Below are 11919 nucleotides of genomic sequence, written 5' to 3' on the forward strand. Positions count from 1 at the left end.
TAGCGAACGTCGCGCTCACGATCGGTGGGCATCAACCCCGATGTGCACGTCAGCGCTGCCGCGACTGCGCACGCAGCCGTGCGAGGAGCCGTCGATGATTCCCTCCGGCCCTCAGAGCTCACGGCTCGAACAGACGTCAGCCGCGGCACCGGCCGTGGGGAGGGATAGTCCTCGCCCTCCGAAAGAAACGGCGTGGGTGCTGGTGCAGACATTCCTGCCCGGCTTGCCGCGATCGGTGGTAGCCGAAGGTGCCTATCCCCGGCGATTCTCACGAGTCGCGCGAACCCGCGCCGCAGGCAGTTCTACCGTGGCGCAGCACATTCCCGCGATCATCGAGCAGACCGTCACCACCGGTGAGCCGCAGGTGCGCGCACTTTACCCACCCTCGGGCGAACCGATGCGCGTGTTCGCCGTCCCGGTCCTCGGCCCGAACGATCACGTGTGGGCAGTGCAGCTGTGGGCCGGCCCGCGCGATACAGCAGTGCCGCTTCGGCCGGAGGTCGGCGCCATGCTGTGGACCGCATCCGGTGGCGGGCTCGTCCACACCACCAGCGCACTCGAACGGATATTGGACAGCGACTCGATGCGGTCGACTGACCGCACGCTGCCGGACCTCATGCGTCATTTCGAACGCATCGAGGACCGCACCGCATTTCTGCACCTCTTCGGTGACACCCCCACCCCGAAATTGTGGTCGGGCACCGCCATCACCGCAGGGGTGATGAGCCAAGCGCGGCTGCATGTTTCCATCGCCGCCTGCGGCAGCGGTACTGGACGCACCCGCACCGTCCAGGCCCTGGTCCACGACATCAGCGACGCGTACCCCGTTCCTGCCCCTGGAATGACGACGCGGCTGATCCGAGCGGCGCCAATTCCTGTTCAGCACGCCGTGGGCGTGGTGGATCTACGCACCGGCCTGCTGCATGAGTGGGTCTCCCAAGGGCCGCCGCCCCTGGACCGGTGGCTGCACCAGATGCCCACGATCCACCCAGAGGACATCACCGGGCTGGCCGCCCTACGGGCGGAGTTGCTATCCGGGACCGAGCACGCCCGAAATCACTGGCGGATGCGCTGGGACGACGAGCAGGACTGGGTTGTCGTCGCGGCCCGCTGGACTGTCCTGACCCGCGGGGACGCGCCTCAGGCAATGGTCGATGTGCGGCTGTCCGCGCCACGGCGCACACGACCCACGCCACGGCCTGACCCCGAGCAGCAAGCAAGCAACCCGCCCGGCTCGAAGCATGACCACGCAGAGCGGGTCCTATGAACATTGATCACGCTGCACCGGAAATATCACCACCAGCGCGCGCCGAAATAACCCTCGCACAGGCCCCGAATGGCCTACAGGCGCGGCAAGTCCTGACCGATAGCCGCCTCACCGTGGCCGCCGGCGCACGCCGCCATCAGCACCCTCCATGATGCGGCCGCCGGGTCGCGCCTCCACAGGACGAACCGGCGACAAACGAAGTCACGGGGGCCAGCTGCGACAAAACGAACTGTCGCACCAAACATCGGAAAACGGCTGGAGCGGGTATCGACAGCTGAGACAAGCGAGGCAACAACTATGAACTCACCGGATTCGCGTCAGACCATGGCGAAAGTCGCGATCGTCGGCGCCGGTTTCGGCGGGCTCGCAGCGGCAATCGCGCTACGCGAGAACGGGATCGATGACTTCCTGATCTTCGAGGAGGCCGACGATGTCGGAGGCGTCTGGCGAGAGAACACCTACCCCGGATGCAACTGCGACGTACCGTCACATCTGTATTCGCTGACCGCGCAGCCCTATCGCGGCGAGGTCCGCTATCCGGGACAGCGGGATATCTTGGACTATCTGCGCCAGGTCGTCGGTGACCACGGACTGCGCCCGCATCTGCGTCTGCGCACCGCCATCGCCCAAGCGGCCTTCGACGAGGACACTGGTCGCTGGCGGCTCACCACCGCCCAAGGACATATCGTCCACGCCGAGACCGTGATCTTCGCCGTGGGGATGCTGCACCGCCGCCATCTGCCCGACATCCCCGGCCGCGACACCTTCGGCGGGAATTGGTTTCACTCCGCGCAATGGGACCACACCCGAGACCTGCGGGGCCGACGTGTCGCGGTCGTCGGCACCGGTGCCAGCGCCGTGCAGCTGGTCCCCGAACTAGCGGTTATCGCCGAGCAGGTGCGCGTGTTCCAACGAACTCCGACCTGGGTGCTGCCCAAACCCCGCCCCGAGTTCGGATGGCTCACCCGCACGTTACTGCGGCGGGTCCCGATCACCCACGAGCTGTATCGCGCTCTGGTGTATTACATGGCAGATCTGGTGCTGGCGCCGGTGATGACCGGCGGATGGTCGGCGCGCCCTGCCGAATGGGCCGCTCGCGCCTACCTGCGCTGGCAAGTCCGCGACCGGCGGCTTCGTGACGCGCTGACCCCACAGCACCGTATAGGCGCCAAACGCATACTGCTGTCGCGCAGCTACTATCGTGCGCTCCGCCAGGACAACGTCGAGCTGATCACCACCCCGATCGACGCTGTAACTGCGACCGGTATCCGCACCGAAGACGGTGTCGTGCACGAGGTCGACACGATCGTCTACGCCACCGGGTTCCGCACCACCGAGTTCCTGGAGCCGATCCGAGTCGTGGGTCGCGGCGGCATGCTCCTGCACGAATACTGGAATGAAGGTGGCGGAACATTCCTCGGCCTGGCCGCGCCGAAATTTCCCAACGCCTACTTCCTGGCCGGACCGAATACCTTCAACTCTGCCGGCTCCAACATCGGCATGAAGGAATCCCAGCTGCGCTACATCATGGCCGCAATCCGGCTGCGCGAAACCTCCGGCGCGGCCGCGCTCGAGGTCAGCGCCCACGCCATGGCCAGCTACGACCAATGGTTGCAGGCGGCGATCGCTCGAACCGTCTGGCCCACCGGGGGACCGAGTTGGTACAAGACCGCCTCCGGGCGGGTCGTCACGCCGTGGCCGTCGACCGCCCGGGCGTATGCGCGGATGACCGCGCGTGATCCTGCTCTGGACCTTGTCCCGGTGCCGCTGCGCGGACGCGCACCCGCGCAACGCCCTACCGGCCCAGCGATCGCTTCCCGACGCGCGCACACCCTCCCACGCGCATCACACACCGCCACGCCGTAACCGGCAACCGCCAGCCGCGACGGCACAACCACTCATTCTTTGCACCGAATCGAGGACTTGTCATGACCACATCCACCGCGCCCGATGGCCGCGCCTACTGGCATTCCATCCACTCCACCCGCACCCACCGCCCGGCCCCCGCCGCGTTGCGCCACACCCTCGCCGGCACCTCCACTCTCGACCAGCGACGGGTCCGCGACATCATCGCCGCACTCGACGACCGGCCCGTGCCGGGCCGCAGCTACACCGACACCGCCCATCACGGCTACGAACTGATGGCACAGGTCGTAGCCGCGCTCGGCGGCTCAGCCACCGACATCGCCCGCAATTTCCCACTTCTGTGCGCCATCTACGACTCCGCCGCCATCCACGCCCCCCGGCTGCTGACCGTGCTGCACGGATTCAACCTCGGCATCGCACCCATCCTGCGCTTGGGCAGCGGATCCGACTACCAGCAGTCCTTGCTGCACGCCCTCGAGGACGGCACCGCCAACGGCGCCTTCGCAGGCACCGAACTGGGCCACGGCACGAACCTGGCCGGTCTGCAGACTCAAGCGATCTGGCAAGCACAGCAGCGTCGATTCCTGCTGCACACCCCCAACGCTGCGGCGATCAAATGGATGCCGAACATCGCTGATCCCGCCGTCTCCAAGATCGGGATCGTCCTTGCCCGCCTGATCGCTGCGGGCACCGACGAAGGGGTCTGGCCGTTTCTGGTCGTGCTGCGCGACGCCGACGGCAAGCTCACCGACGGCATCGAATTGTCAGCGCTCCCACCGTCGGCCGGTGGACCCGAGATGGACCACGCGGGGTTCCGATTCGTCGAGAAACCGCTGCCCGCGGAGGCACTGTTGTGCGGGCAGCTGGCCCACTTCGATGACGAGGGCCGGTTCCACTGCGCTTTGAGCCGACACCAGCGTTTCCACGCGGCCATCGGCACCATCGATTCCGGGCGCGCTCTCTACGCCGGCGCGGCGCTGGCCAGCGCCCGGGCGGGATGGAGCATCACCACCCGCTACGCCCGTCAGCGGCTCACCGCTGGCGGTGTCCTACTCGGTGACCGTGACGGTATCCAACGCGATCTGGTCTCTGCGGCCGCGCGCATCACCGCCGCCACCGCGCTGAGCAACCTCACTCGCGCCCGGTTCACCACCGGTGACGGCGGCGAACCGGACCCGACCGCCGCGCCGATGGCGATGCTGGCCAAACCCCTGGCCACCTACACCGCACGCGACGTGCTGACCACATGCCGTGAGATCGTTGGCGCGCAGGGGATTTCGAGCGTGAACTACTTCGGCGACTACATTGCCCGGGTGGCCGGGACGGTCACCGCCGAGGGCGCCAACAGCGCGTTGTTGGTGGCGGCTGGCCGCAGTATCGAACTTGTCGCCGCCGGTCGCGCCCCCCGATACACCGACATCTCCCAACTGCGGGTCGTCGACGAGCGCGCACCGCTGCCGTGGTGGAGCGCGATGCTGCGCGAGCGGGAGGAGGCGATCGTCGCTGCCGCTCGAGAAGGCGCACTCACCGGTGGCGGCGTCGTCGGAGCCGACACCGCCACCACCGAGGTGGCGATCGCCGTGACCGACCGGCTGGCCTCCGACGCTGTGATCGCGGCCGCCACCGCCACCGACGACCCCGAAGCCGAGGCCATCCTGCGGGATCTGGGTGCAGTGTTCGCGCTCGAGCGCATCAACGCCCACGCCGCCTGGTATGCCGCCCACCGGCAGCTGCCGGCCAAACGTGCCGGTGAGGTCCAGCGGCAGCTGACCGACCGCTACGCCGCGCTCGCAGCACACCTGCACACCACCGTGCTCGATGCCTTCGGTGTCCCGCCCCTGCCCGCGCTCATCGACCAGCCCGACTACATCGCCGCCTGGAGCGAGCAGTTGGGTTGGCGCACCGAGGATTTCAGCGAGGTCACCGCCGAGCGGGCCAGCAGCGCGTCCGGTCCTCGCAAGGCCTGACCGTTTCGGGTTTCGATACGCCGAAGAGGAGAGGTGGGCAAGTGTGGAGATGGAGCCGCACTGTCGTCGAGCACGCTGAAGCGGCGTCGTTCACCGCTTGGAGATATCCACCCCATCAGTACGGAACACACAACTGCTTGCCGGACTGCAACTCGGCGCGATTGTCGACACCTCGCCGTGGGCGGCGGGTGCGGATTCGGGATATTTGGAGGCGGCTTCTCCGGCACGGACGGTGCGAGGTCCACAACGACGAGCGTGTCGACGTCGATGAGTTCGGTCCTGCTGCGTGAGGAGACGGCCGGTTCGGGATGTCCCCGTCGCTGGGATCGCGCCGGGACGGGCCAGAACAAGTCGATGGGGCGATCGAAGAGCGCCCGACGCGCGTGCGTGCGAGCCGTCCCGGCCCACGAGGCCGGGGCGGCTGGACCCGCCAACGCGAGCGAACCCAACTTCGACGGCGCGATCACCTCTGTTGCCGACTATGGTTCACAGGCGCGCCTACACGGCCGCGGTCTTAGCGGTGTGGTCGCCTAAGCCTGTGACACAATGCGCAGACAACACCTCGCACGCTGGCCGTTCGCGGAGAGGAAAACGCAGAAGCTGAAACCTCAGCGTGTCGAGCCGCCGAAGCCGAAGTTTGCACGACATGGCCCGCTTGGAACCAATTCTGAAAGAGCGAGGAGTGAAGACCGAAGTCGAGCACTGGCTATCTCGCTCCGCTTCGAGGGACGTCGGTGGTGTCTCCATGGATACGCCGGATGCCCGATCCAGGGCTAGCCAGTAGCTCAGACCTCGGTGGCATCGCCCCTGATGACTGATCTGATGCTGCTGAAGGATGAGACTCAGCGCGAGAATTGAATCACGCACGCCCACACCATGTCTCGCGATAGGTGATGTTGTGCACTGACCTCCCGGCCCGAACCGAAGCCCGAATGGTCCAGCGGTTGCCACGTCTGGAAAGGCAGGGGAAGTCAGCCCACGCGGATCCGGTGCTGCCTCCTCCGGGGGCGGGAGGCAGCACCGGCAGGAACTCGTCGGTGGGGGTATCGGCCGGGAAGGCCCGGCGCAAGTTGAGTTCCCGTCTTCTTCTGCGCAGCAGAATTGTTTCTGCCGAATTCCACGATACTCGCTTCCGATCGCGATTTGTCAATGCCGTTAACACACCCACCGTGGGTGACTTTTCATGCTGCGCTATAAGCAGATAGCGAAATGTGCCCAGCCTGGGTGCATTGCCTGGAAGCGGCACGCGGGTAGGCCGCCGAAGGTCCGGAGATGCTGCCCAAAGCTATGGATAGCAGCGCAACCCGTCGTTCAGCGGTTCAGTGGTCGATGCTGTTGGTGCGCACGTCGCCCCACCGATTGTGATCTGGAATCTTTTGTCGTTGCGGTTATCGCCTCGGCGACTTACAGTACAAATGCGCCCCTTGGATGGGGTTCCCCGGTATCTCGCTGGTGGCGGAACCGGATGTGGCGTCGTTTTCCGTGTGTCGGCAGAGGCCGGCACGTGAGCGGCTTTCGGAATCGCGTGTATTCCAGCGTGCATGTATTGGTCGTATTCGATCATCGGCTGCGCCTTTGTTTGCGGGTGATCTTGCCCGCCCATCCGGGGCTGCACGCTCGCTGCAGTGCTCGCGCGCACTCATCGAACGAGGGGTATCGAAGAATGGACACACCCACGCGACGGCATCTCGCCCGAGCGGTGGCGCTGAGCGCACTGCCGCTGGCCATGGCGGTCGCAGTCGCCGGAGTTGGCGCTGCTGATCCGGGGCAGGGCCTGGCGCCGGTGAATCAGCAGAGACAGCTCACTGCCGACGCGGGCGTCACTGCGCCGCCTGCGGAGTCAAAGTTTTCCACCGGAGTCGAGGCAGTGCCTATCCCGGCACCGATGCCTGATCCGGTGCCCGACATCACCCACCAGGTCCTCGACGCGATCACCTCGCTGACGGAGGAACTGGTGGGCGCCCTCGCCGAGGCGCTGCCCCGGCCCCTGTGGCTGGGATCCGCACGATGAGGCTTCCCGTCCGGGCAGCAAACGGGCGATCCCTTGCAGTGCCGGTGAGAAAGTCGCGGCGGGGGATCGCTGCGAACGTTGTATTCGCCCCCTTCTCGCCGCAGACAGCGGGATCCGATCACGGGTTCATGCCAGCGCGTTCGGCGCCTTTCGAGTCGGGTTCGAGGATCTGAGGACGATATGACTGTTCGACGTCAGCCGATGCTGGCTTTCGCGGCGACAGCAGTGGCCGCCGCGCTGGCTGCGGGGCCTGCGTATGCCGCGCAGCCAGGGCTGGAATCACCGGGCCAAGGACAGCCCGGGTTGAGCACGACACCTCCTGCACCGGCACCGGCACCTGCGCCGCCGGAGGACACACCCACTGTGGTGGATCTCCTGCCCAAGCCTGCGCGACCGCGCCCGAGCCAGCAGACGCAACCGGTGGTCACGACCCGCCCACCGGCCCCGGCACCGGCACCCGAGCCCGAAGCGGACTCTGGTGAGGCAGAAGCCCAGCAGGCGCAGCAAACACCTGCGCCCGAGCCGGTCCCGCCAGCTGCACCGCCGCGGACGCTGCGGTTCGGCACGGAGACGGTGGCGGTGCCGGAGTGGGTGCCGCCGGAAGCTCAAGCAGTCGCACAGGATCTCGCTGATACCGCCGAGTGGTGGATCGCGGCGGGTTTCGACGCGGCAGGGCTGCCGGTCGATCAGTCCGATCGGCGCGCGGCCGCGACCATGGTCGGTGGCGTCGCCGGCTGGAGCGTCGGGGCCAACGCGGGCGGGTTCGTCGGCGGCTTGACCGGCTGCGCCGCGGGCATGGCGGTCGGTGGCGTCGCAGGCGGTGTGATCGGTGGCGCTGTATCCGGTGGTCCCTTGGCGCCGTTCGGAGCGTTCGCTGGCGGCTTGGCCGGGTGCATGGCCGGCGCGGCGATCGTGGGCATCCCCGCCACGGTCGCCGGAGGAGTCGTCGGCGCCAGCATCGGCGCAGCAGCGGCCGCGGCCCTCGGGTCCGACACCCACCTCGACCACGCCGAGCCGCCCTCGGACCAGACCACCGACACCCCGGCCGCACAGCAGGATCCGGACACGACGACCGCCGACGAGGACGTCGTCGCTTCCCCCGGGACTGACGAGGACTGCGCGTGATCACGCCGCTGCGGCGGCTGCTGGCGGTAGCGGCGATCACCGCGACAACGACGGCGGCCGCCGTGGCGGCAGCCGCGCCTGGCACGTGGGCACAACCAGCCACCGGACAGAACTGCCCAGCGCTGTTGGTGATTGGTATTCAGGGGGAGGGCCAGGCCGCGGCCGACGCTGCCCCCGACACCGACTCCGGAGTGCTGGGTCAGGTGTTTCGTCCGATGCTGGCGGCTGCCGCGCCGGGGTCGGTGCACCGGGTCTACGTGCCCTGGCACGACCCCACCTCCCCAGCTGTCGCGGGCACTACAGGCGGTGGCGGGTTCGCAGCCAGTGTGGACGCCGGGGTCGCGGCAGTGTCGCAGGCTGCCTCTGAGTTCGCGTCGCGATGCCCCAGCGGGCAGGTTGCGGTAGCGGGCGCGGCGCAGGGCGCGCAAGTCGCCTCGCAGTTCGCGCAATCGGTGGCGCGCGGGGCGGGCGCTGTCGCCGCCGAGCGTGTGGCAGGGGTGGCGCTGTTCGGTGATCCCAGCCGCAACCCCTCGGCGGCATTGTTTCCCGGTCAGCCGGGCAAGACGGTGCCCGATCCGGCGCCGGGCACCAGCGGCGGCGCGGTGGCCCGGCTTCAGGCGTTGCCGCAGCAGCCGTTGACCGGCGGCGGCATCGGGCCGCAACGCGGCGCGGTGGCCGACTTCGGGCCTTTGGCCGGGCGGGTGGCAAGTTTCTGCGTCGCTGGCGATTTGGCGTGTGACACCCCGGCGCAGGCCCCGATCTTGCGGGTGGTGTCCAACATCGTCGCTGCAGCCGATCAGTCCGGCGGTGACCCGCTGCGCGCGTTGGCGTCGGTCACGCAAGCGTTGGCGTTCACCGCCATCAAGACCGCGACCAGCGTGGTGAACAACGACGTGCAGGGCACGTCGTTGGCGTCGCTGTCGCTGTCCTCGCGCACGTCGCTGTCGGCGCGCATGGCCGAGGCGTCGGATCCGCGCACCCCGCTGGAGATCAACGACGTGTTCAAGGCGCTGCTGAAAGTGGGCACGATCGCGTTGAATTCGGTGATCACGGTGGCCAAGGCGGTCATCACGCCGGGCAACATCGCCGAGATCGCCGCCGCGGGGCTGGCGAACCCTGTCGCGGGGTTGGCTGTTCTGGGACAGAAACTGTTGGGTGCTCTGCCGCAGCTGGTTCCGCCGACAACGGTGTCGCGGCTGGTCAACCAGGCGTTCGAGGCGGTGGTCGCAAACGTCACCGACAACACCGGCCTGGTGGACACCACCACCGGGGTCAAATACAGCGACGCGATCAGCAGCCGCGGCGCCTACACAGCCCACCCCGTCGGCGCCGACGGCGCGGCACCCGTGCAGTTCACCGCCGACTGGTTTGGCGCCCTCGCCCGTGATCTCACCGCCCGCCCGACACCCACCACGGCGACCTCGACATCTACCGCGCCGCCGAGCGGCGGCTGGTCGGTCGGCGGCGCACCCTCTGCGACCGCGCCGACGACCAGCAGCCGACCGGGTGGGGGCGGGCTGTTCGAGTCCTGGCCGTCTTCGACCAGCCCCACACCGTGATGACTGGTCGGGCCGGTGGCGTGCGGGCGCACAGGAGAGGAGGACCGTTGTCCGATCCGCGTGGTGAATTCACCGTCCCTGGCTTGTCCTCACCGCTGCCACCGAGCTGGCCGGAGTCCGACGAGCTGGACATGCTCCCACCCGAGGCGCTGCTCTCACCGGACACCGCCGAGGTGGACTACACCACATGGCTGCCCCACCCCGCGCCCACCACCTCGACCGCGGAGGCCTCCACGCCGCCTGAGCCGATTGCGCGGACGACTGCTGACCGCGCCCGGCCGCGGTCGCTGCGCCGGTTGGTGGTTGCGTTGCTGTCGATCTGCGGTCCGGCCGTGATCATCGGCCTCGGGATCTGGGGGTGGCCCGCCGACACCGCACCGCAATCCCAGTCCCCACTCACTGGTGCGGCATCCCCGCCCACGGCTGCGCCACCGGCTTCCTCGGTCGCGCCGGGGGCGTGGTGTGTGCAGCGTGCCGGCGCTGATCGGGTCAGCGGCGATGGTGCGGGGTCGACCGCGTCGGGGCCGGAAGTGATTCTGGCGCTGGAGTACTCGTATTACACCCGCCGTGACGCCGCGGTCGTGCGGACACTGCTGGCGCCTGAGGGCCGGTTCGGCAGTGACGCGGCGATCCAAGCCGGCATCGACGCCGTGCCGACCGGCACCGCCCACTGCGTGGACATCACCCCGGCCGGGCCGGACCGGTGGTCGGTCACCGTGACCGAACGCTGGCCCAACGACTCCCGAACCGTGCACCGGCAAACGATCTCGACCACCACCCGCGATAACCGCACGCTGGTGGTGGCGGTGGAACCGGCATGAGGTCGGCCGCCATGGACACCCCCACCCCCACCCCCACCAGCGAGCGCGCCCGCACCGCCCTAAAACGGGCGCGTGCGAGAGCGTCTGCCCGCGCGGTGGTGGCGCCGCCGCCCGCCCAGCGCGCTGCGGTGTGGGATCGCCCGGTGCCGGTAGGCCGCGGCGCGATACCCGGCGGCCGACCGCCGCTGGTGTGGCTGCTGGGCGCCCACGGCGGCGCCGGAGTCACCACGCTGGAGCAATTGCTGGCTCCCGCGGCGGACTGTCACCGCCGCTGGCCCGCCCCGATCGGGCGTGAGTCGCCGTATGTGCTGGTCGTGGCCCGCGCCACCGTCATCGGGTTGGCGGCCGCGGACGCGCTGCTGCGCCAGCACCACGCCGGGCTGGCAGGAGACAGCACCGTCGTGGGGCTGGTCACCGTCGCCGCGCGACCCGGCCGCCTCCCGGCGGCGATCCGCCGCGACCGCGACCTCTACAGCGGGCTTGTCGAGCACCTCTGGCATGTCGACTGGCACGAAACCTGGACGCTGGCCGGACACGACGCACTCCCGGTCTGGACCCCCGGACAACCGACCCCGCAGCACACCTGCCGCGACGACGACTTGTCCACCCCGCCAGCGGATGTGCGCGCGCTCGGGGCAGCGGTCACCGAGACCGTTGCCGCTCTGCATCACGCGACCATCACCGATAACGGAGAGTCACCATGAGCTGGATCCTGTCCGCCGCCGAACACACCACCGTGCTCGCGCAGGTCAACAACTTCACCCCCGAAGCGCCGCCGGGCACCAGAGGGCTGACGAAGTTGGTGCAGTGGCTGATGTGGTTCGTGCTGCTGTCGGGGGTGAGCGCGATCATCTTCGCCGGTGGCCGATTCGCGTGGGAGAAGTGGCATGGCGGCATGCTCGAGTCCCCCAAAATGGTCGTCGGTGCGTTGATCGGCGGCATCGTCGCCACCAGCGCCGGATCGATCATGAACGCCATCCTCGGCGTGTAGGGGTCTGGGAGCGCTCTGATGATCGAAACGGTTGTGGCGTACAAGCAGTTGCCGCCGGAGATCACCGACCAACTGCGCCAGATGTTCCAGTGGCTGCTGTGGGGCGTGGAAGTCGGGCTGATCATGCGGCTGGCGTGGGTCGGCGGCCGCGCCGGCTGGGAATACTTCCGCCCACCCCCCGGCCCACCCGCCGCACCCGCGGAGGTGATGCGGGTGCTGCTGTCGTGGGTATTCGCCACCGTCGCCTGGCCGATCGCCGCATCCCTGCTCATGGACCTCGCCTTCTGACCCCATGCGCACGCGAAAAGGACT

10 protein-coding genes are annotated in these 11919 nt (G+C 68.6%); all 10 read left to right on the plus strand.

Annotated features, from left to right (window positions below):
* Positions 1–94: 94 nt before the first annotated feature.
* The gene (locus tag ACFV2O_RS23205) at positions 95–1267 is read left to right on the plus strand and encodes a GAF domain-containing protein (RefSeq protein WP_379253592.1); all 1173 of its coding nucleotides are present in this window, start codon (positions 95–97) and stop codon (positions 1265–1267) included.
* Positions 1268–1591: 324 nt separating this feature from the next.
* Positions 1592–3133 (plus strand): flavin-containing monooxygenase, encoded by a 1542-nt coding sequence (locus ACFV2O_RS23210; RefSeq protein ID WP_379253593.1) that lies wholly within the window; start codon positions 1592–1594, stop codon positions 3131–3133.
* Positions 3134–3195: 62 nt separating this feature from the next.
* Complete coding sequence (locus tag ACFV2O_RS23215; protein WP_379253594.1) at positions 3196–5100, plus strand: acyl-CoA dehydrogenase family protein; 1905 nt, start codon at positions 3196–3198, stop codon at positions 5098–5100.
* A 1885-nt stretch (positions 5101–6985) separates the two neighbouring features.
* Positions 6986–7111 (plus strand): hypothetical protein, encoded by a 126-nt coding sequence (locus ACFV2O_RS23220; protein ID WP_379253595.1) that lies wholly within the window; start codon positions 6986–6988, stop codon positions 7109–7111.
* Between the two features lie 180 nt (positions 7112–7291).
* Complete coding sequence (locus ACFV2O_RS23225; protein WP_379253596.1) at positions 7292–8236, plus strand: hypothetical protein; 945 nt, start codon at positions 7292–7294, stop codon at positions 8234–8236.
* Positions 8233–9795, plus strand: a complete 1563-nt coding sequence (locus tag ACFV2O_RS23230) for a cutinase family protein (protein ID WP_379253597.1) — start codon at positions 8233–8235, stop codon at positions 9793–9795. The genes ACFV2O_RS23225 and ACFV2O_RS23230 overlap by 4 nt, the downstream gene beginning before the upstream one ends.
* Before the next feature lie 47 nt (positions 9796–9842).
* Entirely contained in the window at positions 9843–10616 is a 774-nt protein-coding gene (locus ACFV2O_RS23235) for a hypothetical protein (protein WP_379253598.1), read from the plus strand.
* Complete coding sequence (locus ACFV2O_RS23240; protein ID WP_379253599.1) at positions 10613–11320, plus strand: DUF6668 family protein; 708 nt, start codon at positions 10613–10615, stop codon at positions 11318–11320. Before ACFV2O_RS23235 ends, ACFV2O_RS23240 begins: the two co-directional genes overlap by 4 nt.
* On the plus strand, positions 11317–11607 hold the full coding sequence (locus ACFV2O_RS23245; RefSeq protein WP_379253600.1) for a hypothetical protein: 291 nt from the start codon (positions 11317–11319) through the stop codon (positions 11605–11607). The genes ACFV2O_RS23240 and ACFV2O_RS23245 overlap by 4 nt, the downstream gene beginning before the upstream one ends.
* Before the next feature lie 18 nt (positions 11608–11625).
* Positions 11626–11895: a hypothetical protein gene (locus ACFV2O_RS23250; protein ID WP_379253601.1), complete on the plus strand. Its 270-nt coding sequence runs from the start codon at positions 11626–11628 to the stop codon at positions 11893–11895.
* The last annotated feature ends 24 nt before the right edge of the window (positions 11896–11919 follow it).

This window comes from Nocardia sp. NPDC059691 (genome assembly GCF_042733915.1).
GTDB lineage: Bacteria > Actinomycetota > Actinomycetes > Mycobacteriales > Mycobacteriaceae > Nocardia > Nocardia sichangensis.